The organism is Brachybacterium sp. SGAir0954 (assembly GCF_005490785.1).
Taxonomy (GTDB): domain Bacteria; phylum Actinomycetota; class Actinomycetes; order Actinomycetales; family Dermabacteraceae; genus Brachybacterium; species Brachybacterium rhamnosum.
The window spans coordinates 468,788-494,327 of sequence record NZ_CP027295.1 but is presented as its reverse complement, the minus strand read 5'-3'; the positions used below and the strand labels follow the sequence as shown (position 1 = coordinate 494,327).

Here is a 25,540-nt window from a genome sequence, read left to right as displayed (position 1 = left end):
CTTCCCGAGTAACTTCATTGACTAACTTAAGGAAGTACGAGAAAGTATGCGACGATGCTCACGGCTCGTCAAGCGGACACCGCGGCCGCGACCGGTCACGATGACGTCACGACATCCCCGCGCCCCTCGAGGAGGCCCGCATGAGCTCGATCCCCGCCCGCAGCGGCGCCCGGACCGACGCCGCGATCCTCGACGCGATCCGCCGCTCGCCGGACACCACCCGCGTCGCGATCGCCCGCGAGCTCGGCGTCACCGCCGCGACCGTCACGAACTCCGTCAAGCGCCTCATCGCCGACGGCCTCGTCCTCGAGTCCGGCCGCGCCCGCTCCACGGGCGGCAAGCCCGCCTCCCTGCTCCGCGTCTCGACGACCTCCCGCTGGGCCATCGGCTGCACGGTCGAGAGCGACCGCCTCTCCCTCGTCGCGATGGGCGTCACCGGGGCCCTGCGCGGCCGCGTCATGCTGCCCCTCGGGGCCCTCGACGGGGCGGATCTCACGGAGCCGCTGCGCGCCGCGCTCACCGAGCTCGGCGCCCTCGACCCCGCCCAGCGCCCGGCCTTCACCGGGATCGGCATCGCAGACCTCCGCGGCCACGGCCTCGGCGTCGAGGAGCTCGGCGCCGCGGTCCGGGACCTCACGGGCGCCCCCGTCGTGATCGGGACCGCGGCGGTCTGCGCGGGGCTCGGCAGCGCCTGGGTGGGCGAGCAGGACCCCGAGCGCCCCTGCCTCACCGTGCACCTCGGGCCCACGATCGGTGTGGCCCTGCTGCGCGACGGCCGCCCGCTGCTGCCCGCGACGGGCTGGCCCGGCGAGCTCGACCACGTCGCCGCAGGGCCCGACGGCACGCCCCTGCACGAGATCGCCTCCCCGGCGGCGGACGTCCGCCGCGCCCTCGACCAGGGCCTCGGCGCGGAGCTCGGCCTGGACCCCGCGGGGGAGCGCGTCCTCTCCGACCACGCCCGCCTCACCGAGGCCGCCGGCCACGGGGACGAGCGCGCCGCCGCCGTCGTCACGGCGAGCGCACGGGCGATCGCGGGAGCGGTCGCCGGGATCGCCGGCCCGCTCGGCATCGAGCGCGTCGTCCTGAGCGGCACGAGCGTCTCGATGGCGCCGCGGATCTACCGCGAGGCCTTCGCGGGCGTGCTGCGCTCCCGCACGGGCGCCCTGCCCCCGGGGCACGAGGTCGCCGTCTCGACCGTCCAGCCGCACCCGTGCTCCGTGGGGGCCGCCGCCCTCGCGCTGACCAGCGCGCTCAGCCCCGCGGCGTGAGCGGCACCGCCTCCGCGAGCCACGCGAGCTGACGCTCCCGCTGCACGGTGCCGCCGCCCTCGTGCCCGTTGTACGGGTAGACCTCGACCTCGGCGAGCGCGCCCGGCTCCCCGTGCAGCCCGCCCCAGTGGTTCGCGGCCGCGAAGACGGTCGAGGGCGGCACGATCGTGTCTCGCAGCGCGGCGGAGACCAGCGCCCGGCAGCGGGCCCGCCGGCCCAGGTGCACCCCGTCCACGTAGGAGAGCGTGCGCCAGGCGGCCTCCTCCGCGCCCCGGTTCGCGGCGAGGAAGCGGACGATCTCCTGGTACGGATCCGCGTCGGTGATGTCGATCGCGCGGCGGATGGCGCACAGGAAGGGGACGTCCGGCATCGCCGCGTCGACGTCGGGCACGAGGCCCGCCGCCGCGACCGCGAGTCCGCCGCCCTGGCTGCCGCCCGTGACGACCACCCGGCCGTCGGTCCCCGGCAGCGCCCGCGCCGCGTCGACCGCGCGCGCGGCGTCCGTCTGCAGGCGCACCAGGTAGGAGGTCTCCGGGGAGGTGATGCCGCGGGTCATCGAGCCCGGCGCCGCGGGGCCCGAGCCCACCGGGTCCGCGGTGTCGCCGCCGCTGCCCCAGGCCCCGCCCTGGCCGCGCGTGTCCATGACCAGGTGCGCGTAGCCGGCGGACGCCCACACGAGGTGCTCGATCGGGCGCCCGCGACCGCCGCCGTAGCCGATGTACTGGACGACGACGGGCAGGGGGCCGGTCGCCGCGGCGGGCCGCAGGTACCAGGCGCGCACGGGCGTGCCGTCGTGGCCCGCGAAGGTCACGTCGAAGGCGTCGACGAGGTCGAGGCCGGTCTCCACGGGCGTGACGTCCAGGAGCACCTCGTGCTCGCGGGCGCGGAAGAGTGTGCCCTCCCAGAAGGCGTCGAGGTCCGCGGGCTCGTCGAGCTCGGGACGGTGCTCGCGCAGGGCGGGCAGGGGCAGGTCGAACAGGGCCATCAGGGGTCCTCTCAGGGGAGCAGGCGGGCGGCGGTGCCCGGGGGCAGGGAGAGCACGGCGACGCCGCCGGCGGGGACGGCGAGGCCCTGCGCGGCGGCCGCGCCGCTCACGAGGTCCGTGCCCTCGGCCTGCACGCGCACCGTACGGTCCCCGTGGTGCAGGAGGAAGAGGTGGTCCACCCCGTGGCCGCGCCGGCGCACCGCCTCGAGACCGCGCTCCGCGGCGCCGGGCAGGGTCGGGCCGATCCCGAGCTCCTGCGCCGCCGCGCGCAGCCACGTGTCCCGCGACTCCTGGGTCCAGCGGGCGGAGACGTAGGTCGCGGTGCCCGCGCCGCGGCGGGCGCGGGTGATCGCGGGCAGCCCCGCGAGGTCCGCATGCGTGTAGCGGGCGAGCACCTCGGCGTCCGTCGCCGCGAGCAGCTCGGTCCACTCCTCCGCGACGGTGCCGTCGTCGAGGGTGACGACCTCCCGCGCGGGCAGCGGGAGGATCTCCTCGCCGCGCACGCCCAGCAGCTCCCGCAGCCGGCCCGGGTAGCCGCCGGTCGCGACGTGCAGGTGCTCGTCGGCGAGGCCCGAGAGGTAGGTGACCACGAGGTGGCCGCCGCCCTCGACGTACTCCTCGAGCCAGGTGACCTCCGCGTCGGAGAGCGGGTACTGGCAGGTGAGGACCAGCAGGCGGTACCGGGAGACGTCCGCGAGCGGGCGCACGAAGTCCGTCGGGATCCCCGCGCGGTGGAAGGAGCGGTGGGTGGCCCGCTGCTCCTCGCCGTAGCGCAGCTGCGCGCTCGGCAGGTCCGGCGTCTCGAGCGCCCACCAGCCGTCCGCATGCCACAGCAGGCCCACCTCGGCCTCGACCAGGGGCCCCTCCTCGGGCAGTGCGGCCACGGGGGCGAGGGACTCGAGCACCTCGCCGAGCCGCCTCACCCCGCGGAAGGCGCGCGAGTCGCGGCCCGCATGGGGCACGAGCGCGCCGTGCCACTGTTCGGCGCCGCCCGTGCTCTGGCGCCACTGGAAGAAGAGGGAGGACTGCGAGCCGCGGGCGATGTAGCCCAGCGAGTGCCGCAGCATCCGCTCGGGGCTCTTCGCGAGGGTGCGGCCGTCGACCTTGATGCCCGTCGCGTTCTGCTCCATGAGCACCCACGGGCCGCCGGACCACGAGCGCGCGAGGTCCGAGCCGTAGGCGACGTGGGCCTCCGCGTCGGGGCCCGCCGTGTCGAGGTAGTGGTCGAGGGAGACGACGTCGAGCTCGTCCGCCCAGGACCACTGCTCGAGGTGGTTCCAGGTGGGCAGCATGTAGTTCGTCGTCACCGGGGCCTGGGAGCCCGCGGCCCGGATCTCCTCGCGCTGCTCGCGCAGGGCCGCGCGCATCTCGTCGGAGGAGAAGCGGCGGAAGTCGATCGCCTGGGAGGGATTGGGGAGGTACTGGGTCGCGCGCGGCGGCTCGACCTCCGCGAAGGAGCTGTAGCCCTGGGACCAGAAGGCCGTGCACCAGGCGCGGTTCAGCGCCTCGATGGTGCCGTACCGTGCCCGCAGCCACGCCCGGAAGGCGCGGGCCGCGTGCGGGCCGTGGTCGAGGGTGCCGTACTCGTTGTGCAGGTGCCATCCGCGCAGCCCGGGACGGTCGCCGTAGCGCTCGCCGAGCAGCCGGGCGATCCGGCGCGAGGCCTCCCGGTAGGCGGGGGCGCTCACGGCGTAGGTGTCCCGCGAGCCGTGGGTGAGGCGCACGCCGTCGGGCCGCACGGGCAGGGCGTCGGGATGGGCGAGGGAGAACCACGGCGGCGGGGAGGCCGTGGGCGTGGACAGGAAGTACCCGATCCCGGCGCCGTCGAGGCGGTCCAGGACCTCGTCCAGCCAGGCGGTCTCGAACCGACCCTCCTCCGGCTCGAGGGTCGACCAGGAGAAGATGCCGAGGCTCACGGTGTTCGCGCGGACCTCGCGCAGCAGCTCCACGTCCTCGTCCCAGGTCGCGGGGTCCCACTGCTCGGGGCTCCAGTCCCCGCCCAAGAGCAGCCGGCCCGGGGCGAAGGGCCCGCTCATGAGGCGCCGCCCAGGAGGGCGAGCGGGGCGGAGCCGGCGCGGGCGAACAGGCCCAGCGAGTGCACGTCGTAGGTGCGGCGCAGGAAGCGGCCGCCCGCGCTCGCGTCGACCTCCTCCCCGTCCAGCAGGTGCACCCAGCGGCCCGCGGGCAGGTACACGTCCACGGCGCCGTCCTCCTGCAGGACGGGCGCGACGACGAGGTCCTCGCCGAGCATGTACTGGGCGTCGAGGGTGCGGCAGGCGGGATCCTCGGGGAACTGCAAGACCATGGGCCGCATGACCGGGGCGCCGGTGCGGGTCGTCGTCGCGGAGGCCTCGAGCAGGTAGGGCATGAGGGTCTGCTTGAGCTCCGCGAACTCGCGCATGACGTCGACCGCCTCCTCGTCGAACAGCCACGGCACCCGGTAGGAGCTCGAGCCGTGCAGCCGCGAGTGGGAGCTCAGCAGGCCGAAGGCGACCCAGCGCTTGAAAAGCGTGGGGTCGGGGGTGCCCTCGAAGCCGCCGATGTCGTGGCTCCAGTAGCCGAAGCCCGAGGAGACGAGCGAGAGCCCGCCGCGCAGCGACTGCGCCATGGCGACGTAGGTGGACTCGCAGTCCCCGCCCCAGTGGATCGGGAACCGCTGCCCGCCGGCCGTCGCGGAGCGGGCGAAGAGCACAGCCTCGCCCTTCCCGCGGCGCTCCTCGAGCAGGTCGAAGACGACCTGGTTGTACTGCTGGGTGTAGAAGTTGTGCTCGCGCAGGGGGTCGGAGCCGTCCGCCCAGACGACGCCCTCGGTGGGGATCCGCTCGCCGAAGTCCGTCTTGAAGGCGTCCACGCCGTCCTCGAGCAGCGCGTCGAGCTTGCCCGCGAACCACTCCCGCGCGGCGGGGCTCGTCATGTCGACGAGGCCCATGCCCGCCTGCCAGAGGTCCGTCTGCCACACCGAGCCGTCCTCGGTGCGCAGCAGGTGGCCGGCCTCCGCGCCCTCGGCGAACAGCTCCGAGCGCTGGGCGATGTACGGGTTGATCCACACGCAGACCTTGAGGCCCCGCTCGTGGAGCTTGGCGATGAGGCCGCGCGGGTCCGGGAAGGTCGCGGGGTCCCAGCGGAAGTCGGACCAGTGGAAGCCGCGCATCCAGAAGCAGTCGAAGTGGAAGACGCTCAGCGGGATGCCGCGCTCCGCCATGCCGTCCACGAAGGAGAGCACCGTCTCCTCGTCGTACTGGGTGGTGAAGGAGGTCGAGAGCCAGAGGCCGAAGGACCACTCGGGCAGCGCGGGCGGGCGGCCCGAGCGGGCCGTGTAGCGGTCGATGACCTCGAGCGGGGTGCCGCCGCCGACCACCTCGTAGCGCAGGCGCTCGCCGGGCACGGAGAACTGGGTCGCGGTGACGTTCTCGGAGCCCACCTCGAAGGAGACCGGGCCGGCGTCGTCCACGAGCACGCCGTAGCCGCGCGAGGAGAGGTAGAAGGGCACGTTCTTGTAGGCCTGCTCGGAGGAGGTGCCGCCGTCGGCGTTCCAGATGTCGACGCTCTGGCCGTTCTTCACGAAGGCGCCGAAGCGCTCGCCGAGCCCGTAGATCTGCTCGCCGACGCCGAGCGCGAGCTGCTCGTGCACGAACGGGCCCGTCCCCTCGACCTGCGCGTAGCCGATCGAGCGGGCGGTCGAGGAGGTGAGCACGGTGCCGTCCCACCGGTAGTCCACCTGCCACGGGCCGTGCAGGGCCACGCGCGCCTCGAGCCGGCCGGAGCGGAAGGTGGCCTGCTCCTCGTCCCGGGTGATCACCGGGGTGACGGGGGCGGAGGTGAGGTCGAAGCGGGGCAGGGACTCGCGCCGCCCCGCGAAATGCTCGATCTGCACGGCGATGACATCCTCGCGCGGCGCCGTGAAGGTCACCGTGATCGACGGCGTGTTGAGCGTGTCGCCGCGGCTCTCGATGCGGCGCACGGGCGCGTGGACCCGCAGCGTGTCGCCGAGGTCCTCGACGTCGTGGACCTCGGCAGGGCGCTGCAGGGTCACGCCGTCGCGGATCAGCCAGTAGCCGTCGGTGAACTTCATGGGGTGGGTCTCCTGGGGAAGCAGTGGTGGTCAGTGGGTGGCGAGGCGCAGGCCGGTGAGGGCGGCGCGGCGGGTCAGGTGCACGCGGACGGTGCCGGTGGGGCGGTCGCCGTCGGCGACGACGGTGTGGGGGAGCGGGCCCTCGAGCAGCACGGCCTCGCCCTCGCCATCGGTCTCGACGGCGGCCACGACGGCCCCGGCGGGGAGCACGAAGGCGGCGGTGCCGCCTGCGGCGGTGGCCGCGCGCAGCACGGTCCCCTCGAGCAGGCTCGCGGGGGAGCGGAGCAGGCCCTGCACCTCCTCCGCCCGGTGGGCGGGGACGTGGTTCCCGGTCGCGGCCTCCGGCGGGGCCGACGGCGGCGCCGGGAGCGTGAACGCCTCCGCGGTGCGGGCGGCGGAGCGGGCGATCCGCACGGTGACGGGACCGTCCGGCAGCTCCCACGCCTCGAGGTCCGGGGCGTGGAGGGCGAGGCGCCGCGCGGGGATCCGCAGCGCGACCGTCGCCGCGCCGGAGGCCGGGACCTCCACGGCGGCGCTGCCGACGAGGCGCGTCACGGGCACCTCGTGGCGGCGCCGGGAGAAGGAGGGGGCGGGGACGTCGGCGTAGACCTGGACGACCTCGTGCAGCGGGCCGCCCGTGCGGCGCTCGGCGGGGGCGGTGACCTCGACGTGCACCGCGATCTCGTCCCCGTCCCAGCGGGCGTCGATGCCGTGCCAGTCGCACGCGTCGAGCGTGAGCCCGTGGCCGAAGCCGAAGCGGGCCTCCTGCCCGTACCGGTAGGTCATGGCGGTGCCGATGGTGTCGTAGTCGAGCACCGAGGGCAGGGGCGCGCTCGTGGGCCAGGTCTGGGCGAGCCGGCCGGAGAAGTCGCGCGCGCCGGTGAGGAGGTCCGCGAGCGCCTCGCCCTCCGCCTCGCCGGCGTGGGCGGACCACACGACGGCGCCCACCTGCTCCTCGAGCCCCTCGAGGTCGTAGGGGTAGGAGGAGGTGATCACGAGGACGGTCGCGACCTCGGCGGGCAGGGCGGCGAGGGCGCGCAGGGCCGCGCGGTCCCCCTCGGGCAGGCGCAGGTGCGGGCGGTCCTCCGTCTCGCGGCCGTGGACGTGCGGCTCGTTGCCGAGCACGAGCACCGCGGCGGCCGCGCCGCGCGTCGCCTCCTCCACGGCGGCTCCGCCGCTGCCGAGCACGGTGGCCGTGAGGTGCGCGGCGCCGGCCTCGGCGCCGACGGGCAGGAGCACGAGGTCCCCGGTGTGGTGCTCGATCCCGACGAGGCGGCCGCTGCCGCGATGGCGCAGGCGGTGCTCGCCCTCCGCGCCCGGGAGGGCCTCGCGGGCGAAGGTCTCCTGCACCACCCAGCCGCCCACGCGGGCGGAGCGCGGCCGCAGCCGGCCGCGGTCGTCCGGGGCGACGAGCAGCCCGGTGACCTGCGAGCGGAGGGTGAGCACGCCCTCCCCGAGGTCCGTGAGCACGAGCCGCTCGGGCTCGGAGGCGGCGGGGCGGTGCGCGGGGCGGTCCACGTGCAGGGAGCCGTCCGCGGCGCGGAGCACGGGCCCGTCCCCGGTGACCTCGAGGGCGACCACGTCGAGGCCGTCGGCGACGCGCACGTCCTCCCGGCGCGCGGCGAGCGCGCGGGAGAGCGGGACGGGGTCGATGAGGTCGCCGCTGTACCAGTCGCCGAGCACCGTCCCGGCCTGCGCGCCGAGCACGGCGAGCGGTCCCGGCGGCAGCGGGAGCGCGCGGGGATCGCGGTGGGCGAGCAGCACGGCGCCGCGGGTCGCGGCCTCCCGAGCGAGGGCACGGCGCCCGGCGCGGTCAGCGGGGACGCCCGGGGCAGGGGCCGCAGGATCCGCGTCCTCCCCGAGGAGGGCGGCGAACTCGCCGGTGCGGGCGCGGGCCACGAGCTGGCGCACCACGGCGCGGTCCACATGGGCCTCCTCCACGAGGCCCGCCGCGAGCGCCGCGTGCACGGCCGTGACCGTCTCGGTGGGGTCGGTGTCGTTGTCGGTGAAGGAGTCCACCCCGGCGCGGAGCATCGCGGCGTAGGCGTGGGCGGCGTCCGGGACCACCTTCTGGCTGCGGAAGAGGTTGCCGGGCGCGCCCGCGTCGGAGACCACGAAGAGCAGGTCGGGATCGGGGAGGGCCGCGCGCAGGGCGGAGTCGACGAGGTCGCTGAGGTGCGCGGGGCGGCCGTCCACGAGGTTGTAGGAGAGCATCACGGAGCCGGCCGCGCCCGCCGCGAGCGGGGCCAGGAACCCCGGCAGCTCGAGCTCGTGCAGCACCCGCGGGGGCAGGTCGGAGCTCGTGGCGCAGCGGTCGGTCTCGTTGGAGTAGGCGAGGAAGTGCTTGAGCGTGGGCACGGTGCGCCAGGTGGGACCGTCCCCGCGCAGCCCGCGCGAGAAGGCGGTGCCGAGCTCCGCGTTCAGCAGCGGGTCCTCGGTGTAGGCCTCCTCGGTGCGGCCCCAGAGGGGGTGGCGCAGCAGGTTCACGACCGGCGCCCACACGGTGAGGCTCACGGACGGGTCACCGGCGCGCAGCTCGCGCACCTCCTCGGCGACCACGGCGGCGGCGCGGCGCAGCAGCTCGGGGTCCCAGGTCGCGGCGAGGCCGACGGGCTGCGGGAACTGCGTGGCGGGGCCCCGCCAGGCGAGCCCGTGCACGCCCTCGGTGCCGGTGACGAAGGGGCCGATCCCGAGCCGCGGCACGGCCGGGGCGTACTGGTGCAGGAGCGCGACCTTCTCCTCGGTCGTGAGCTCGCCGACGATCCCGCGCGCCCAGTCGAGCCGTCGACGGTCGTGGGGGTCGAGCGGGGCGGGGGCGGCGAGGGGCATGGCGTCCTTCATCGGGGGATCCTCGCGCATCCGTGCGGGAGGGGTGGGGTCAGGGGTAATCGAATCGCTTCGACTCCCGAACGTCAAGTCCCCTGTCGCGCGGCGGGTGCGACGGGTATCCTCGAGGGGTGGGCGCCAGGGTGGTGCCGCAGGACGGAGCGGTCATGGCCATCGACCTCGAGGGGCGCACGGTCCAGGGGATCGGCGCCTTCGCCGTGATGGTCGTGCTGAACCTGCTCTACCTCCTCGCCTGCGTGCCGCTCGTGACCGCGGGGGCCGCGACGAGCGCCCTGCTCGCGGTCATGCTCCGCTACGCGGACCACGAGCGCGGCCGGCCGCTCGTCGACTTCCTGCGCGCCCTGCGCGCGAACCTCCTGCGGGCGACCGCGGTGCACCTGGCCCTCGGGGTGCCCGTCCTCGCGCTGCTCTTCGCGGCACGCTTCTGGTTCACCGTCGGAGGAGCATTGTCCCTGGCAGGGACGCTGATGGCGGTGCTCATGGCACTCTACCTGCTGGGCGCGCTGCTGCACGGGCTGGCCCTCGTCGCCGCCGTCGACGAGCCCGTGCGGGCCACCCTGCGCAACGCCCTGCTGCTGCCCGGCGCGGAGCCGCTGCGCACTGCGGGCCTCGTGCTGATCCCCGCCGGGATGATCGCGCTCGCGCTCGTGGTCCCCGGCGCGGGCTGGCTGCTGCTGACGATCGGGGCGAGCGCGGGCGGCTACCTCGCGGCCCTGCTCCTGCGCGCCTCCTATCGCCGCCTGGGCGCCCTCGCCTGAGCCATCCCTCGACGGGTCGCCGCCTCCCGAGGGCTGGTGTCGAAGCGCTTCGGCGATTCTCTTGACGAGGCGCCGTCGAAGCGTTTAGTGTCCGACCCGAACTAACCGACCCACGAGGGAGTGCGGAGTGGACGCAGTGAGCATGAGCCCGGGAGGGGAGCGGTGATGGCCGCCCCCGTGCAGGTCGAGGCCGTCGTCGCCTCCGAGGTCGAGGGACGCCCGCGGCGCCGCGGGCGTCGAGGCGCGCAGGCCTCGCACCGCCGCCAGTCCTTCGGGCTCTTCCTGACGATCGTGCCGTTCCTGGTGCTCGTCTTCCTCTTCAGCTACTTCCCGCTCTACGGCTGGATCTACTCGCTGTACGACTACCGCCCCGCGCGCGGCCTCGGCGGCAGCGAGTTCGTGGGCCTGCAGTGGTTCCGGATGCTCGTGGGCTCGCCCACCCAGGTCCAGCAGATCCTCCAGGTCATGGCCAACACCCTCGCCATGAGCTTCCTCGGGATCGCGGCCTCCGTGCTGCCGCTCGCCTTCGCCGTGTTCCTGGGCGAGATCCGCGCGACCTGGTTCAAGAACCTCGTGCAGACCCTCACCACCCTGCCGAACTTCATCTCGTGGGTGCTCGTCTACATGATCGCCTTCTCGATGTTCTCGACGACCGGCATGGTCAACGGGACCCTCGAGAACCTCGGCCTCATCGACGAGCCGCTCAAGTTCCTCGACAGCGACCAGCACATCTGGCTCAAGATGGCGCTCTGGGGGATCTGGAAGACCGTGGGCTGGGGCGCGATCCTCTACCTCGCCGCGATCGCCGGCATCGACCAGTCCCTGTACGAGTCCGCGAAGGTCGACGGCGCCGGCCGCTTCCAGACGATGTGGCACATCACCGTGCCCCAGCTGATGCCCACCTTCTTCGTGCTGCTGATGCTCTCCATCGCGAACATCCTCAACAACGGCATGGAGCAGTTCTACGTCTTCCAGAACGCCTTCAACCGCGAGCACATCCAGGTGCTCGACCTGTACGTCTACAACATCGGCATGACGGGCAACAACCTGTCCCTGGCCACGGCGATCTCCATGCTCAAGAGCGTGATCTCGGTGGCGCTCCTGCTGTCGGTGAACGCCCTGTCCAAGCGCGTGCGCGGGACCTCGCTGGTCTGAGGAGGCCGAGATGACCACTGCATCCCTGACCCGCGAGCGGGGCCACGTCCCCTTCACGATCGTGAACTGCACGCTCTTCGCGCTGTTCGCCCTCGTCTGCGGCTATCCGTTCTACTACCTGATCATCAACTCGATCAGCGCGAACGACCTCTCCGCGCTCGGCGACATCCGCTGGCTCCCGCGCGGTCTCCACCTCGACAACTACGGCCAGGTGCTCGACCTTCAGGGCCTCCCGCAGGCCGCGCTCGTCTCCTTCGCGCGCACCGTGATCGGCACCGCCGCGACCGTGCTCGCCTCCGCGTACCTCGGCTTCATGTTCACCCAGCCCCGGCTGTGGAAGCGGTCCTTCTGGTACCGCGCCGTCGTCATCACGATGTACTTCAACGCGGGCCTCATCCCCGTCTTCATCATCATGAAGACCCTGGGCCTGACCAACAGCTTCTGGGTCTACATCCTCCCGCTCGTCGTGCAGCCCTTCAACATCATCCTCGTGAAGACCTTCGTGGAGGCCATGCCCCGCGAGCTGCAGGAGGCGGCGGAGATGGACGGCGCCGGGATCCTCTCGGTGTTCTTCCGGATCTACCTGCCCAACATGACCCCGATCCTCGCCACGGTGGCGATCTTCAGCGCGGTCACGCAGTGGAACAGCTTCCAGGACACCCTGCTGTACATCACCGACCAGAGCCTCTACACGCTCCAGTTCCTGCTCTACATGTACATCAACCAGGCGGACTCCCTCGCGCAGGCCGCCCAGCAGTCGGGCGGGGACCTCTCCGGGATCGCCTCCGCCGCCACCTCGCAGACGGCCACCTCGATCCGCACCACCGTCGCGGTCGTCGTCGTGCTCCCCATCCTCTTCGTCTACCCGCTGTTCCAGCGCTACTTCGTCAAGGGCATCATGCTCGGCGCGGTCAAGGGCTGACCCCGCCGCCCCCGTGAAAGGACACGACATGACCGGCTCCACCCTCACCCCGCACCACCCCTCCCGCCGCTCGCTGATCGGCGGGGGGCTGAGCCTCACGCTGCTGGGCCTGGGCCTCAGCGGCTGCTCGACCGACGGCGACGCCGCCGCGGACTCCGGCCCCTTCCCCGAGAGCTGGGACGAGGCGCTCACGATCGACGTCTTCGACGGCCTCGCCAACCAGATGGGCGAGCAGCCCGGCTGGTTCGGGCACCTCGTCGAGAAGGACTTCGCGCTCACCCTCAACGTCATCGCCCCGAACGTCGCGGGCGGCGGGGACACGCTCTACAACACGCGCGTCGCCGCCGGCGACCTGGGCGACGTGGTCGTGACCGACGTCGGCCAGAAGCTCGACGAGCTCGTCGAGGGCGGCCTGCTCACGGACCTCACGCCGTACTACGAGCACATGACCAGCGCCGCCCGCTTCGACACCGCGATCCAGAAGGTCAACGAGGGCAAGGACGGGATCTACGCGATCCCCACGCAGGTCTCCTCCCTCAAGCCCACCGAGCCCAGCGAGGGCATCGACCCCACCTTCGGCCCCTTCCTGCGCTGGGACGTCTACAAGGAGATCGGCTACCCGGAGATCGGCACCCTCGAGGACCTCACCCCCGTGCTCGAGGAGATGCAGAAGGCGCAGCCCACCACCGAGAACGGCAAGAAGGTCTACGCCCTGTCGCTCTTCAAGGACTGGGACGGCAACTTCATGAACAACGCCAAGCAGCCCTGCTGCTACTACGGCTACGACGAGGTCGGCTTCGTGCTCGCCGCCGCGGACGGCTCCGACTTCCAGTCGATCATCGACCCCGACGGCCTCTACGTGCGCACGCTGCGCTGGTTCTTCGACCTCAACCAGAAGGGCCTCGTCGATCCCGACTCGACGACCCAGAACTACGACACCCTCTACTCGAAGATGCAGTCCGGGAACGTGCTGTTCTCCTTCTGGCCCTGGCAGGGGCAGGCCGCCTTCAACACCGAGGCGCACGTCGCCGAGGGCAAGGGCTTCATGCTCGCCCCGCTCGCGGACCAGAGGATCTTCTCCTACGGCGCCTCGATCTACGGGGCGCAGCAGGTCTTCGCCGTCGGCTCGCAGGGCGGTGACCCGCAGCGCTCCGCCGCCTTCATCGACTGGCTCTACTCACCGGCCGGCGTCTACGCGAACTCGAGCCAGACCATGGGCGCCGCGGGACCGCAGGGGCTCACCTGGGAGCTCAACGGGGACAAGAAGCCCGAGCTCACGGAGCTCGGGCGGAAGGCCCTGCTGGGCGACGGCGCGGAGCTCCCCGCCGAATGGGGCGGCGGCGCCTACGCCGACGGCGTCTCCTGGCTGAACACCACGACCGTGCTCGGCAGCGACGAGGACCCCGACACCGGCTACCCCTACAACTACAAGATGTGGGAGACCTACCAGGAGAGCGTCGCGAACCCGCTCACCGAGGACTGGGCGGGCCGCATGGGCGGCGCCGCGACGACCATGGAGTACCTCGTCGCCAACGACCAGCTCGCCGTCGCCCCCGGCGCGAGCTACGTCGCCCCGCAGGACTCCTCGGAGATCGAGACGATCCGCAACCAGGTCAAGGCCGCGATCGTCCAGAGCTCCTGGAAGATGGCCTTCGCCGGCAGCGAGAACGACTTCGACGCCCTGCTCGAGGACCTCACCTCGACCGCGGAGGGTCTCGGCTACCAGAAGGTGCTCGACGTCGACATGGCGAACGCGAAGGAGCAGGACGCGGCTCGCAAGGACGTCGCGGAGCAGTTCGGCTGACCCCTAGCGGTCCCGGGTGGTCTCCCGGGGCACGAAGGTGGGGCTCAGCAGGCGGGAGTGCGGCGGTGCCGACGGATCCTCGACGAGCTCGAGGGCCATCGTCACCGCCGTGCGGCCGATCGCCGGGATCGGCAGCTCGATCGAGGAGTGGGCCCCGGCGGCGGCGACGTCGTCCGGGGCGATCGCGACGAGCTGCAGCGCCCCGGGCACGTCCACGCCCGCAGCGGAGAGCGCCCGGGTGAGGTGCGGGAGCGCCCGCTCGTGGTGCACCACGAGCGCGTCCACCGCATCGGGCCCGCTCAGGTGCTCGGCGACGAGCGCGGCGATCGCCTCCGGCTCCGCGTCCACCTCGAGGCGCGGCGCCGGCAGGCCCAGCTCCCGGCAGCCCATCTCGAAGCCGAGGCCCGCGCGGCGGGCATAGGTGGGGACCGGTCCCGTGGGGTCGCGGTGCGGGGTGAGCAGCGCGATCCGGCGCGCGCCGCGCAGGGACAGCTCGCGCACGGCGAGCATCGCCCCGGAGAGGAAGTCGAAGTCCACGCAGGCGATCCCGGCGGCGTCCTGCGGGTAGCCGATGAGCACCACGGGCCGGTGCAGGCGCGCGAGGGCCGGCAGCCGCGGGTCGTCCTCGACGAGGTCCATGACGACGAGGGCGTCGACCTTGCCCTCCTCGACGACCTTGAGGGTGCGCGCGTGGTCCTCCGCGGCGACGAGCAGGACGTCGTCGTCCGCCTCGTGCGCGGCCTCGAGGATCGAGCCCACGAACTCCATGATCACGTGGTCGTCGACGTCCTCGTGGCGGGGCACCGCGACGCCCAGCAGGGAGGTGCGGCCCTTGGCAAGGGCGCGGGCGCTCGCGGCGGGGTGGTACTCGAGCCGGGCGATCGCCGCCTCGATCCGCTCGCGCGTGGAGGCGGAGATCGTGCGCTTGCCGCTCAGCGCGTAGCTCACGGTGCTCAGGGACACCCCGGCCTCGCGGGCGATGTCCGTCATGGTGGCCATGGGCCTCATCGTCCCACGAGGTCGGGCGCGACCGGGGCGCCGTCGGCGGGGAGGTCGACGGGGAGCGTGCGCCCGCCCCAGCGCACGCGGTGCTCGCCCGCGGCCCCCGCGCCGAGCGCGCGCAGCACGAGGCGCGTGGGCACGCCGCCTGCCCAGTCGAGGTCCACGGCGACGCCGGGCCGGGCCCGCAGCCCGCGCACGGAGCCGCTCGCGAGCAGCGGCGGGAGGGCGGGCAGCAGCTCGATCTCGCCGCGGTGGCTCTGCAGCAGGCACTCGGCGACGGCGGCGACGATCCCGAAGTTCGCGTCCATCTGGAAGGGCGGATGGGCGGAGAAGAGGTTCGGGTACAGGCCCGAGCGCTCCCCGTCGGCGGTCTCCGCGGGGCGCATGAACAGCGTGAGCAGGTCCTCGACCTTGTCCGGGCGGTGCAGGCGCGCCCACAGGCAGGCCTTCCAGGCGAGGGACCAGCCGGTGGCCTCGTCACCGCGGGCGAGCAGGGAGGCGGTCGCGGCCTCCTCGATGCCCGGCGCGAGCGCCTCGGTGCCGGGGAAGACGGGCGCGAGGTGGGAGATGTGCCGATGGTGCGGCTCGGGCTCCTCGAGGTCCGCGTGCCACTCCTGGAGTCGGCCGTCGGGCCCGATGCGCGGCGCGTCGACGCGGGGGAGGGCGGCGCGCGCCCGCGCGAGCAGGGTGTCGTCCGCGGCGCCGACGGCCTCGGCGGCGGCGAGCAGGGAGGAGAGCACGCCGCGCACGAGCCAGCGGTCCATGCCCGAGCCCTCCGTGAGCGCGACCTGGACTCCGTCCGGGGTGCGCCACTGGTTCTCCGGGGAGGTCGAGGGCACGGTCACGAGACGGTCGCCGTCGGTGGGGTGCAGCAGGTCCAGGGCGAAGGCGGCGGCCTCGCGCAGGGCGGGCAGGCGCTGCGCGGCGACCTCCGCGGCGGGCAGGCCGGTGAAGCGGGCGAGGTCCTCGAGCTGCAGCTCGAGCCACAGACCGCCCATCGGCCAGATCGCCCAGCGGGTCTCGCCGTCCACCGGGTCGGAGTAGCCCCAGGGGTCGCTGTTGTGGTGCACGGTCCAGCCGCCCGCGCCGTAGAGCCGGCGCGCGGTGTCCGCTCCGGTGCGGCGCAGCAAGGACGTGTACTCCTCGAGGGCCGCCGCCGCGGCGGGCACGTGCGCGGTGCCGGCGGCCCAGTGGTTCATCTCGAGGTTGATGTTCGTCGTGTAGTTCGAGGACCACGGCGCGCGGACCTCCGCGTTCCACAGTCCCTGGAGGTTCGCGGGCGGCAGTCCGGGACGCGAGCAGGCCGCGAGCAGGTAGCGGCCGTAGGCGACGACCTCCTCGAGCTGCTCGGCCCCCGGCAGGCGCAGGGAGAAGCCGTCCGCGCCCGGGGCTGCGGCATGCCGCTCGAGCAGCGCCGCCTCCCCGCGGACGAGGGCGGCCTCCGCCGTGGCCGCGGCCTCGGCGAGCACCTCCGTGGGGGGCCGGTCGGGGCGCTCGCCGAGGCCCCGCCAGCTCGTGGCGATCGCGCACACGAGCAGGGCGCGCTCGCCCTCGCGCCGCCAGCGGACGGCGACGGCGGCGCGGGAGGCGTCCTCGCCCCAGGCCAGGCCCGGGGCGCCGGGGGCATGGCCGGGAGGGGCGTCGGAGGGGACGCGGAGGATCACGTCGAGCCCGTCCTCGCGCTCGGACCGGTGCTCCTCGTGCTGCGGGGACTCCAGACGCACGCGCAGCACGTCTCCCGCGGCGAGCGGCACGGCGTGCAGGAGCACCTCGTCGGCCGCGCTCACGGCGCTCAGGTGGTCCCCGCCCGCGGTGCGCACCCGGTGCAGCCGCGCCTCGAGGTCGAGCTCGCGAGGGCCGGGGACCGCGCCCGGGACCTCGACGTGCAGGTCGCCGACGGGCTGGTAGGCCTGGCTCCAGCTCGCACCGAGGGCGCCGAGGGCCTGCTCCGCGCCGGGCACGTCCCCGGCCGCCCAGAGCCGTCGCGACTCGGCGCGCGCGGCCGCGGCGACGTCGGCCCCGGTGCGGCGGCCGGCGTCCACGCCGGGCGTGCCGGACCACAGGGTCGACTCGTTCAGCCCGAACCGGGCGGCGGCGGGGTCGCCCCAGGCCATCGCACCGATCCGGCCGTTGCCGAGGGGGAGCGCCTCGAGCCAGCGGGCGGCCGGTGCGGTGCGGGTGATCATGCGGTCCTCCCGGCGGGGGTCGCGGCGCGGGAGATCCATGCGCCGGGGGCGTCGAAGACGGGCTGGAGCGCGGCCCGAGCGGCGCCGCGCAGGGCGGGGTCGGGGGTCGTGTCGGAGCGCTCGATCGAGATCGGGCCGGCCTCCGCCGCGAGGGCGTGGGCGGTGACGGTCTCGCGCACCACGGGGGTGATCTCCTCCGCGATCGGGGCGAGGTAGCCGGAGAGCACGACGGTCGAGAGGTCCAGGATGTTCAGGGCGTTCGCGATCGCGAGGCCCAGGGAGCGGCCGATCACGCCGATCACCTCGGCGCGGCTCGAGGAGCGGGAGAGCTCGTCGACGAGGTCCTCGATCCGCACCTCGGGGCCCAGCCCGGCCTGCTCGACCAGGGCGTGGTACGAGATGTACGCCTCGAGGCAGCCGCGGCGGCCGCAGCGGCAGGTGAGGCCGCCCGGCTCGACGACCGTGTGGCCGAGCTCGCCGGCCCAGCCGTGCGTGCCCTCGAGCACGGAGCCCTCGAGGACGACGGCGCCGCCCACGCCGGTCGAGCCGCGCACGTAGAGGAAGGACTCGCTGGGCCGACGGTCGATCTCGGTGAGCACGGAGAGGCGGTTGTCGTTGAGGGCGACGATGTCCCCGGCCTCGGGCGCGAGGTGGGTGCGCAGTCCCTCGACGAGGGGGACGTCGGTCCAGTCGAGGTTGGGGGCGGAGAGCACGAGGCGGCCGTCGGGGGAGATGCGGCCGGGCACGGCGGCGACGACGCCGACGACGGGGAGGTCGGGGGCGTCGGCCCGGACCTCGCGCACGAGCTGCGCGGCGCGGGCGATCGCCTCCTCGGCGGAGGCGGCGCGGCCGTAGACGGTGCGGCGGGAGAGCTCGCTCCCGGTGAGGTCCACGCCGAGGCAGGAGACGTGGTCCGCGGCGATCTCGAGGCCGATCGCGAGCAGCGTCCCGGCCGCGGGGCGCAGCGGGACCATGGGGCGCCCGGCGCCCGCGGAGATCGGGTCGCCCTCGCTGATGAGCCCCGCCCCGATGAGTTCCTCGACGAGCTTGGAGACGGTGGGCTTGGTGAGCCGCGTGAGGGAGGCGAGGCCCGCGCGGGAGGTGGGCTCGCCGGCGGCCTGCAGGGCGCGGAGCACGGCGGAGAGGTTGTGCTCGCGCAGGTGGGTGGACTGCATGCCGGTCCGTCCTGTCCTCGGGTCGGGGTGGGGATCGTGAGGGTCAGCTTGCCATTTCGCGGTTAGTAATGGAAACTTACTAAGCGAACCCGTCACCGCCGACATCACCCCAGGAGCACACCGTGACCGCACCCACCCCCACCCGCGAGGACCGCTTCTCCTTCGGCCTCTGGACCACCGGCTGGGAGGCCCGCGACCAGTTCGGCCTCGCCACCCGCCCCGCCCTCGAGCTGAGCGCCCACATCCGCCGCCTCGCCGAGCTCGGCGCCTGGGGCTTCACCTTCCACGACAACGACGTCGTCCCCTTCGACGCCACTCCCGCCGAGCGCCAGAAGATCATCGACCAGCTGAAGTCCGTGACCTCGGAGACCGGCCTCGAGATCGAGATGGTCACCACCGACACCTTCGCCCACCCCGTCTTCAAGGACGGCGCCTTCACCTCGAACGACCGCTCCGTGCGCCGCTTCGGCCTGCGCAAGGTCCTCGCGAACGTCGACCTCGCCGCCGAGCTCGGCGCGAGCACCTTCGTCATGTGGGGCGGCCGCGAGGGCGCCGAGTACGACGGCTCCAAGGACCTCTTCGCCGCCCTCGAGCGCTACCGCGAGGGCCTCGACACCGTCGCCGGCTACATCAAGGACAAGGGCTACGACCTGCGGATCGGCCTCGAGCCCAAGCCCAACGAGCCCCGCGGCAACATCTTCCTGCCCACCGTCGGCCACGCCCTCGCCTTCATCGAGCAGCTCGAGCACGGCGACATCGTCGGCATCAACCCCGAGACCGGCCACGAGCAGATGGCCACCCTGAACTACACGCACGGCCTCGCCCAGGCGCTGTGGAGCGAGAAGCTCTTCCACATCGACCTCAACGGCCAGCACGGCCCCATGTACGACCAGGACCTCGTGTTCGGCCACGGCGACCTCATCAGCGCCTTCTTCACCGTGGACCTGCTCGAGAACGGCTTCCCGTCCAAGCCCGGCGCCTACGACGGCGCCCGCCACTTCGACTACAAGCCCTCGCGCACCGAGCACGAGAAGGGCCAGTACGACGCGGCCGCCGCGAACATGGAGATGTACCTGATGCTCAAGGAGCGCGCCCTCGCGTTCCGTCAGGACCCCGAGGTGCAGGAGGCCCTGAGCTACTCCGGCATCGACGAGCTCGCGCAGCCCACGATCGCCGAGGGCGAGACCCTCGAGGACCTCCTCGCGGACCGCTCGACCTTCGAGGAGTTCGACGCGGACAAGGCCGGGGAGCGCAACTTCGGCTTCGTGCGCCTCCAGCAGCTCGCCATGCAGCACCTGCTCGGCTTCCGCGCCTGAGCCCGCCCACCTCGCCCGCTCCGTGAAAGGCTCCCGCTCATGACGCTCGTGCTCGGCATCGACTCGTCCACCCAGTCCGCCAAGGCCCTGCTCGTCGACGCCGCCACCGGCGAGGTCGTCGAGGAGTGCCGCGCCGCCCACCCGGACGGCACCGAGGTGGACCCGCGGGCCTGGCTCGCGGCGGTGGACGAGGCGGCCGGGCCGCTGCTCGAGCGGGCCGAGGCCGTCGCCGTGGGCGGCCAGCAGCACGGCATGGTGCTGCTGGACGGGGCGGGCGAGGTGGTGCGCCCGGCGCTGCTGTGGAACGACACCCGCTCCGCCCCGCAGGCCGCGACCCTGATCGAGGAGCAGGGCGGGGCGGAGGCGAGCGTCGGCGAGCTCGGCAGCCTGCTCGTCGCCTCCTTCACCTCGAGCAAGCTGCGCTGGGTGCGCGACGAGGAGCCCGAGGCGGCGGAGCGCGCCCGCTCCGTGCTGCTCCCGCACGACTACGTGTCCCTGCACCTCGCGGCGCCGGGCACGGAGCCCTTCACCGACCGCGGCGACGCCTCGGGCACCGGCTACTACTCGACCGCCGCCGAGGCCTGGCGGCCCGAGCTCGCCGAGGCCGCGATCGGGCGCTCCCTCGACCTGCCGCGCCTCCCCGGTGCGCCGCAGGAGGTCATGGCCCGCACCGCGAGCGGCGCCGTCCTCGCCGCGGGCACCGGCGACAACATGGGCGCGGCCCTGGGGCTCGGGCAGCAGCCGGGGGACGTGTCGATCTCGATCGGCACCTCCGGCGTGTGCGCGATGGTGAGCGACGTGCGCCCGGACGACCCCTCCGGCACCGTCACCGGCTTCGCCGACGCGACCGGCCGCTTCCTCCCCATGACCACGACGATCAACGCCTCCCGCATCCTCGAGGCGGGCCGCGCGCTGCTCGGCGTCACCCACGAGCAGCTCTCCGCCCTCGCCCTCGCCTCCGTGCCCGGCGCCCACGGCGTGAGCCTGCTGCCCTACTTCGAGGGGGAGCGCACCCCGAACCGCCCCGACGCGCGCGGCACCCTCACCGGCCTCACCACCTCGACCACCCGCGAGGACCTCGCCCGCGCCTACGTCGAGGCGCTCCTGTGCTCGCTGGCCGACGGCGTCGCCGCGCTCGAGCAGGTCACCGGGGTCTCCCCGGCGCGCGTCACCCTCATCGGCGGCGGCGCCCGCAGCCGCGCCGTGCAGGAGCTCGCCCCCGCCGTGCTGGGCCGTCCCGTCACCCTCGCCCCCGACGGCGAGTACGTCGCCCTCGGCGCGGCCCGCCAGGCTGCCTGGGCCCTCGCCGGGACCGACGAGCCGCCCGTCTGGGAGCTCGGCGGCGCGCGCACCCTCGAGGCGGAGGCCACGCGCGAGGTGCTGGACGCCTACCGCGCGCTCAAGGAGCGCACCGAGGGCTGGGGCTGAGTCCGGGCTGCCAGCCCACCCCTCGCCGCAGCCTGCCCACCCCTCGCCGCAGCCGCCGCGCCCGCCTACCACGGCCGCCCCCGTCGATGGTCCGATTCCGTTCCAGATCCGAGCCTGGTGTGGAACGGAATCGGACCATCGGGGGAGGGGGCGCGGCGGCTCGCGGCTGGGGGGCGGCGGCTGATGGGCGGTGGCCGGCGTATCGCGCGCACAGATCGCCCGCGCGCAGGCCTTGGCAAGCGCATTCCGTTCGGGGAGGATGGATCTCATGAGCACCGAGCAGCGGGTCACCGCCGACGCCGCCCCCAGCACTGACATCCGCATCGTCGACGACAACGGCTCCTGGTGCTGGTTCCAGGACGAGCGCTCACTCGCCGATCCGGAGACCGGCACCGTCGTCATCGGCGCCGTCGCCTCCGCCGGCGGGACGGACGGCGAGGAGCGCGGCGGGGACGTCGAGCTGATCGTCGCCCGCGAGGACGGCAGCTCCTCGCGCGTCGTGCTCCACGCGGGCCTCGAGTCCGACGACCACGACGACCCGGCCCTGTGGCGCCGGGCCGACGGCCGCTGGCTCGCCGTCTACTCCCGCCACAAGACCGACGAGCTCACCCGCTGGCGCATCAGCGAGACCGCGGACCCGGCCGGGGAATGGGGCCCCGAGCAGGTGTACTCCTGGACCCCGCTGTTCGGCGCGACCGAGCCCGCCCCGCCGCACACCCCCGGCCGCGGCGTCACCTACCAGAACGTGCACCCGCTCGACGGCCGCCTGTACTGCTTCGTGCGCGCCGTCAACGACGACCCCTGCTACCTCGTCTCCGACGACGACGGCAGCACCTGGGAGTTCGGCGGGCGCCTGCTCACGCGGCCCAAGATCGGCTATGTCAACGGCTACGCCCGCTACGCCTCGGGCACGCAGCACGGCACCGACGACCGCATCGACCTGATCATCACCGAGCACCACCCGCGCGACTACGCGACCTCGATCTGGCACGGCTACCTCGCGGGCGGCTCCCTGCACCGGGCGGACGGCACCGTCGTCTCCGCCCTCGGCCGCGGCATCGAGGAGACGGCCCCGCGCGCGGAGGACCTCACGCCCCTGTTCACGAGCGGCAGCACGTGGGGCGGGTCCGTCATGACCCACGCGTGGACCACGGACCTGCGGCGCGGGGCCGACGGCCGCCTCGTCGCCCTGTTCACCGCCCGGGCGGACGACGCCCTCGGGACCGACACCGCCCGCCACGCCTGGGACGCCCCCGCGCACGAGGTCCCCGCGATCGACCACCGACTCTTCCGCGCCGAGCTCGCGCCCGGGGCGGGCGCGTGGAAGGTGCACGAGATCGCCGTCGCCGGGCCCCAGCTCATGCCCCACGAGGAGGACTACACGGGACTCGGCGCGATCGACCCGGACGACCTCGACGCCCTCTGGGCCTCGCTCGAGACGGATCCGCGGGACGGCCGGACCCTCGGCGTGCACGAGATCTTCCACGGCCGCACGGCCGACGGCGGCGCCACGATCGCGTGGACCCCCGTCACCGAGGGCTCGGCGGGGGACAACCTGCGCCCCGTCGCGATCCCCGGGGACCCGGGCCGCGCGGCCGTCACCTGGTTTTGCGGCACCATGCGCCGCTCCCAGGACCTCGACACCGAGGTGGTGCTGCTCAGCAGCCCGCGAACTCCGGGCCGCTGATCGCGTAGGCGTCCTTGAGGATCCGCAGTGACGCGATGCCCTCCGCGGGGCCGATCCAGAACGGCTCGGCCCCGTCGAGGGTCGCGTAGAAGTCCGCGATGAGCTCCTCGTGGGAGACGCCCCAGTAGGAGCGGCCGCCCGCGGTCGCGACCCGGTCGGAGAAGGTGTCGACGCGGCCGTCGGCCCAGCGCACGGTGAGGCCGCCGCCCGCGCCGGAGCGCAGCTCGAGGTACGCGTTCTCGGTCGCGACCTCGAGCTCGACGGGCCGGGCGACGGGCGCGGTGAGCGTCGCGTAGAAGGTCGTCGTGGCGCCGCCCTCGTGGTGCAGGAGCAGCTCGGCGGTGTCCTCGACCTCCGTGACCCCCGCGAACTTGCGCTGCGAGACCAGGCCGTCGGTGCGCTCGACCGGCCCGAGCAGCCACTGCACGAGGTCGAGGGTGTGGATCGCCTGGTTGATGAGGAGGCCGCCGCCGGAGGTCTCCTGGCGCCCGCGCCACGGCTTCGCGGCGTAGTACTCGGCGGTGCGGGTCCACACCACGGAGGCGTAGGCGCCCTGCACGGCGCCCAGCTCACCGCTCGTGAGCAGCCGTCGCAGCTCCTGGCTCGCCCGGTTGTAGCGGTTCTGGAAGCAGATCGCGACGTGCGGGGCGCCCGCGCCGCCGTCGGCCCGCGCGGGGGCGGCGGCGAGGCCCGCGACGAGCCGCTCGGCCTCGGCGAGGGTGTGCGCGACGGGCTTCTCCTGGAGCACGTGCACGCCGCGGGCGATCGCCGCGAGGCTCGGGCCCACGTGCTCGTGGTGCGGGGTGGTCACATGGATCGCGTCGAGCCGCTCGGCGTCGAGCATCGCCTCGACGGAGTCGTGGACGGGCACGCCGAGGGCGGTCGCGGCGCGCTCCCGGGCGGCGGGGTCGGCGTCGGCGACGGCGACGAGCTCGAGGCCGTCGATCGCGGCGATCGCGTCCACGTGGACGACGGAGACGTCGCCGTATCCGACGAGGCCGATGCGGCGGGCGCGCTGGGTCATCTGTGCTGCCTCCTGCCGCGACGGCGCGGCGCGTGGACGGGGAGTGGATGGGTCATCCTCGCGGGTCCCCGGCCCGCGGCGGAAGCGGTTGCCGCGCGGTGCCGGGGCGAGGTCCTCGGCGAGCCTACGCCGATAGGATCATGCCGGTGACCTCGTCTCCCACCCCGTCCCGGGCCAGCGCCCGCATCACCCTCACCCTCGCGACCCTGGCCATGATCGGGCCCTTCACGATCGACACCGTGTTCCCGGCCTTCGGGCGGATCGGGACCGAGTTCGGCGCGAGCGAGGTGGGGCTCCAGCAGCTGGTCTCCGCCTACCTCGCGGCCTTCGCGGTCATGTCGATCCTGCACGGACCGCTCTCCGACGCCCTGGGCCGCAAGCCGGTGATGATCGGCGGGCTCGTCATCTACCTGATCGGCATGTTCGGCTCGATCCTCGCCCCGGGCCTCGGCGGTCTCGTCGCGCTGCGGGTGCTGCAGGGCATGAGCGCGGGCGCCGCGACGATCGTCTCCCGCGTCGTCATCCGCGACATGTTCGCGGGCCCCGAGGCGCAGCGGCTCATGGCCCGCGTCATGATGATCTTCTCCGTCGCCCCCGCGCTCGCGCCGATCCTCGGCGGCTGGCTGCTGCTGCTCGGCGACTGGCGGTGGGTGTTCGCGGGGGTGGGCCTGTACGGCGTGGTCACGCTCGTGCTGACGGCGCTGCTGCCGGAGACCCTGCCGCGGGACCAGCGCACCCCGCTGCGCCTGCGCTCCCTGCTGGGGTCGCTCGTGCACGTGGGCCGCAGCCCGGTCATGCTGCGGATCGCCTCGGCCTCCGCCCTCGGCTTCGCCGCGCAGTTCCTGTTCATCGCGGGCGCCTCGATCATCGTGGACCGCCTGCTGGGTCTCGGCGAGCAGGACTTCTGGGTGCTCTTCGTGCCGCTGATCATCGGCATGATGAGCGGCTCGTGGGTGGTGGGCCGGGCGGCGGCGGTCGTGCCCCGGCCCCGGCTGATCACGATCGGCTACCTCGCCGCGATCCTCGCGGCTCTCGTGAACCTGCTGCTGGTGGCGGTGTCCCCGGCGCCCGACGGGACGATCTCCCCGGCCCTGATCCCGCTCGTCGCGGGCCCGATGCTGCTCGCCTTCGCCGTCTCGCTCGTCTTCGCGCCGATCCAGCTCGAGGTGCTCGACCTGTTCCCCCATGAGCGCGGGGCGGCCGCCTCGCTCGGCACCTTCTTCTCCCTCGTGCTGAACGCGCTGCTCGCGGGGGTGATCATGCCGATCGTGAGCACGAGCCTGCTCGCGGTGGGCACGGCGTCGCTGCTCTTCGCCGCGGGCGGCACGGCCCTGTGGGTCTGGCACCTCGCGGCGACCCGCGGCGGGGCCTCGGCGGTCGCCCCCGCAGGCGCCTGAGCGATCCATCGAAGGGTTGATCCGCCGGGCCGCGCGCACGAGCAGGATCGAGGGCATGACGCGATCCCTGTACACCGCCCTGACCTACCTGATCCTCGGCCTCTCCTCGGGGCTCTTCTACCGCGAGTTCACGAAGCACACCGACGCCCTGCTCAGCCACACCCCGCTGAACACCCTGCACACGCACCTGCTGACCCTCGGCATGATCGTGTTCCTGGTGGTCCTCGCGCTCGACGCGTTCCTGGGCCTGACCGGCCGCCGCTCCTTCACCGTGTTCTGGTGGACCTACAACATCGGCCTCGTCGTGACGGTCGCGATGCAGGCCGTGCGCGGCATCCTCACGCTCGGCGGCCACGACCCGGCGACGACGAGCGCCGCGATCCCCGGGATCGCGGGCCTCGGGCACATGCTGCTGACCGTCGGCCTCGTCTCCCTGTTCGTCGCCCTCCGCGCCGCCGTGCGCGAGCGCGGGGGCGCGTCCCACCAGGTGCCGGCGATTCCTGCGCGCTGACCC

18 protein-coding genes are annotated in these 25,540 nt (G+C 73.9%); 10 read left to right on the top strand and 8 right to left on the bottom strand.

Going from position 1 to position 25,540, the window contains the following annotated elements; translation table 11 throughout:
* The first annotated feature begins 140 nt into the window (after positions 1 to 140).
* Positions 141 to 1,268 carry an ROK family protein gene (locus C1N80_RS15925; RefSeq protein WP_137769281.1) on the top strand — a complete coding sequence of 376 codons (1,128 nt, stop codon included), beginning with the start codon at positions 141 to 143 and terminating at the stop codon, positions 1,266 to 1,268.
* On the opposite strand, the gene C1N80_RS02195 is transcribed toward C1N80_RS15925, so the two are convergent.
* Genes C1N80_RS02195 through C1N80_RS02180 form a run of 4 tightly spaced genes read right to left on the bottom strand, consistent with a single transcriptional unit; the run spans position 1,252 to position 9,166 of the window.
* Positions 1,252 to 2,253 (bottom strand): acetylxylan esterase, encoded by a 1,002-nt coding sequence (locus C1N80_RS02195; protein WP_137769280.1) that lies wholly within the window; start codon positions 2,251 to 2,253, stop codon positions 1,252 to 1,254. The two genes, C1N80_RS15925 and C1N80_RS02195, sit on opposite strands and share 17 nt — an antisense overlap.
* Positions 2,254 to 2,264: 11 nt before the next feature.
* A complete protein-coding gene (locus C1N80_RS02190; RefSeq protein WP_137769279.1) occupies positions 2,265 to 4,289 on the bottom strand; it encodes a beta-galactosidase in 2,025 nt (674 codons plus the stop codon).
* Positions 4,286 to 6,325: an alpha-xylosidase gene (gene yicI / locus C1N80_RS02185; RefSeq protein ID WP_137769278.1), complete on the bottom strand. Its 2,040-nt coding sequence runs from the start codon at positions 6,323 to 6,325 to the stop codon at positions 4,286 to 4,288. Before yicI ends, C1N80_RS02190 begins: the two co-directional genes overlap by 4 nt.
* A 30-nt stretch (positions 6,326 to 6,355) precedes the next feature.
* On the bottom strand, positions 6,356 to 9,166 hold the full coding sequence (locus tag C1N80_RS02180) for a glycoside hydrolase family 3 N-terminal domain-containing protein (protein ID WP_168197994.1): 2,811 nt from the start codon (positions 9,164 to 9,166) through the stop codon (positions 6,356 to 6,358).
* Positions 9,167 to 9,318: 152 nt separating this feature from the next.
* On the opposite strand from C1N80_RS02180, the gene C1N80_RS02175 reads away from it, so the two are divergent.
* The 4 genes from C1N80_RS02175 (at position 9,319) to C1N80_RS02160 (ending at position 13,811) form a co-directional block, all read left to right on the top strand.
* A complete protein-coding gene (locus tag C1N80_RS02175) occupies positions 9,319 to 9,930 on the top strand; it encodes a YesL family protein (RefSeq protein WP_137769276.1) in 612 nt (203 codons plus the stop codon).
* Between the two features lie 165 nt (positions 9,931 to 10,095).
* Positions 10,096 to 11,085, top strand: coding sequence for a sugar ABC transporter permease (locus C1N80_RS02170; protein ID WP_137769275.1), 990 nt, complete (start codon positions 10,096 to 10,098; stop codon positions 11,083 to 11,085).
* A gap of 10 nt (positions 11,086 to 11,095) precedes the next feature.
* Positions 11,096 to 12,007, top strand: coding sequence for a carbohydrate ABC transporter permease (locus tag C1N80_RS02165; RefSeq protein ID WP_137769274.1), 912 nt, complete (start codon positions 11,096 to 11,098; stop codon positions 12,005 to 12,007).
* 28 nt (positions 12,008 to 12,035) lie between these two features.
* Positions 12,036 to 13,811: an ABC transporter substrate-binding protein gene (locus C1N80_RS02160; protein ID WP_137769273.1), complete on the top strand. Its 1,776-nt coding sequence runs from the start codon at positions 12,036 to 12,038 to the stop codon at positions 13,809 to 13,811.
* 3 nt (positions 13,812 to 13,814) lie between these two features.
* Here C1N80_RS02160 and C1N80_RS02155 read toward each other — a convergent pair whose 3' ends face one another.
* Genes C1N80_RS02155 through C1N80_RS02145 form a run of 3 tightly spaced genes read right to left on the bottom strand, consistent with a single transcriptional unit; the run spans position 13,815 to position 18,174 of the window.
* On the bottom strand, positions 13,815 to 14,810 hold the full coding sequence (locus tag C1N80_RS02155; protein WP_137769272.1) for a LacI family DNA-binding transcriptional regulator: 996 nt from the start codon (positions 14,808 to 14,810) through the stop codon (positions 13,815 to 13,817).
* A gap of 5 nt (positions 14,811 to 14,815) precedes the next feature.
* The gene (locus C1N80_RS02150; RefSeq protein WP_168197993.1) at positions 14,816 to 16,999 is read right to left on the bottom strand and encodes a glycoside hydrolase N-terminal domain-containing protein; all 2,184 of its coding nucleotides are present in this window, start codon (positions 16,997 to 16,999) and stop codon (positions 14,816 to 14,818) included.
* Positions 16,996 to 18,174, bottom strand: a complete 1,179-nt coding sequence (locus C1N80_RS02145) for an ROK family transcriptional regulator (RefSeq protein ID WP_137769270.1) — start codon at positions 18,172 to 18,174, stop codon at positions 16,996 to 16,998. The genes C1N80_RS02150 and C1N80_RS02145 overlap by 4 nt, the downstream gene beginning before the upstream one ends.
* Before the next feature lie 122 nt (positions 18,175 to 18,296).
* On the opposite strand from C1N80_RS02145, the gene xylA reads away from it, so the two are divergent.
* The 3 genes from xylA (at position 18,297) to C1N80_RS02130 (ending at position 22,605) form a co-directional block, all read left to right on the top strand.
* Positions 18,297 to 19,490 (top strand): xylose isomerase, encoded by a 1,194-nt coding sequence (xylA, locus tag C1N80_RS02140; RefSeq protein WP_137769269.1) that lies wholly within the window; start codon positions 18,297 to 18,299, stop codon positions 19,488 to 19,490.
* A gap of 39 nt (positions 19,491 to 19,529) precedes the next feature.
* On the top strand, positions 19,530 to 20,918 hold the full coding sequence (xylB, locus tag C1N80_RS02135; RefSeq protein ID WP_137769268.1) for a xylulokinase: 1,389 nt from the start codon (positions 19,530 to 19,532) through the stop codon (positions 20,916 to 20,918).
* Positions 20,919 to 21,186: 268 nt separating this feature from the next.
* A complete protein-coding gene (locus C1N80_RS02130; RefSeq protein ID WP_137769267.1) occupies positions 21,187 to 22,605 on the top strand; it encodes a sialidase family protein in 1,419 nt (472 codons plus the stop codon).
* Here the strand turns inward: C1N80_RS02130 and C1N80_RS02125 are convergent.
* Complete coding sequence (locus tag C1N80_RS02125) at positions 22,577 to 23,629, bottom strand: Gfo/Idh/MocA family protein (RefSeq protein WP_137769266.1); 1,053 nt, start codon at positions 23,627 to 23,629, stop codon at positions 22,577 to 22,579. The genes C1N80_RS02130 and C1N80_RS02125 overlap by 29 nt on opposite strands.
* Positions 23,630 to 23,769: 140 nt before the next feature.
* On the opposite strand from C1N80_RS02125, the gene C1N80_RS02120 reads away from it, so the two are divergent.
* Positions 23,770 to 25,026, top strand: a complete 1,257-nt coding sequence (locus C1N80_RS02120; RefSeq protein ID WP_137769265.1) for an MFS transporter — start codon at positions 23,770 to 23,772, stop codon at positions 25,024 to 25,026.
* A gap of 55 nt (positions 25,027 to 25,081) precedes the next feature.
* Positions 25,082 to 25,537, top strand: a complete 456-nt coding sequence (locus C1N80_RS02115; RefSeq protein ID WP_137769264.1) for a DUF2871 domain-containing protein — start codon at positions 25,082 to 25,084, stop codon at positions 25,535 to 25,537.
* Positions 25,538 to 25,540 lie beyond the last annotated feature (3 nt).

Bases quoted from the DNA above. Each gene is read 5' to 3' on its own strand.
- C1N80_RS02125 (WP_137769266.1), bottom strand. From the start codon at position 23,629: ATGACCCAGCGCGCCCGCCGCATCGGCCTCGTCGGATACGGCGACGTC.
- C1N80_RS15925 (WP_137769281.1), top strand. From the start codon at position 141: ATGAGCTCGATCCCCGCCCGCAGCGGCGCCCGGACCGACGCCGCGATC.
- C1N80_RS02145 (WP_137769270.1), bottom strand. From the start codon at position 18,174: ATGCAGTCCACCCACCTGCGCGAGCACAACCTCTCCGCCGTGCTCCGC.
- C1N80_RS02190 (WP_137769279.1), bottom strand. From the start codon at position 4,289: ATGAGCGGGCCCTTCGCCCCGGGCCGGCTGCTCTTGGGCGGGGACTGG.
- yicI (WP_137769278.1), bottom strand. From the start codon at position 6,325: ATGAAGTTCACCGACGGCTACTGGCTGATCCGCGACGGCGTGACCCTG.
- C1N80_RS02150 (WP_168197993.1), bottom strand. From the start codon at position 16,999: ATGATCACCCGCACCGCACCGGCCGCCCGCTGGCTCGAGGCGCTCCCC.
- C1N80_RS02165 (WP_137769274.1), top strand. From the start codon at position 11,096: ATGACCACTGCATCCCTGACCCGCGAGCGGGGCCACGTCCCCTTCACG.
- C1N80_RS02170 (WP_137769275.1), top strand. From the start codon at position 10,096: ATGGCCGCCCCCGTGCAGGTCGAGGCCGTCGTCGCCTCCGAGGTCGAG.
- C1N80_RS02195 (WP_137769280.1), bottom strand. From the start codon at position 2,253: ATGGCCCTGTTCGACCTGCCCCTGCCCGCCCTGCGCGAGCACCGTCCC.
- C1N80_RS02175 (WP_137769276.1), top strand. From the start codon at position 9,319: ATGGCCATCGACCTCGAGGGGCGCACGGTCCAGGGGATCGGCGCCTTC.
- C1N80_RS02180 (WP_168197994.1), bottom strand. From the start codon at position 9,166: ATGAAGGACGCCATGCCCCTCGCCGCCCCCGCCCCGCTCGACCCCCAC.
- C1N80_RS02115 (WP_137769264.1), top strand. From the start codon at position 25,082: ATGACGCGATCCCTGTACACCGCCCTGACCTACCTGATCCTCGGCCTC.
- xylB (WP_137769268.1), top strand. From the start codon at position 19,530: ATGACGCTCGTGCTCGGCATCGACTCGTCCACCCAGTCCGCCAAGGCC.
- C1N80_RS02120 (WP_137769265.1), top strand. From the start codon at position 23,770: ATGCCGGTGACCTCGTCTCCCACCCCGTCCCGGGCCAGCGCCCGCATC.
- C1N80_RS02130 (WP_137769267.1), top strand. From the start codon at position 21,187: ATGAGCACCGAGCAGCGGGTCACCGCCGACGCCGCCCCCAGCACTGAC.
- C1N80_RS02160 (WP_137769273.1), top strand. From the start codon at position 12,036: ATGACCGGCTCCACCCTCACCCCGCACCACCCCTCCCGCCGCTCGCTG.
- C1N80_RS02155 (WP_137769272.1), bottom strand. From the start codon at position 14,810: ATGGCCACCATGACGGACATCGCCCGCGAGGCCGGGGTGTCCCTGAGC.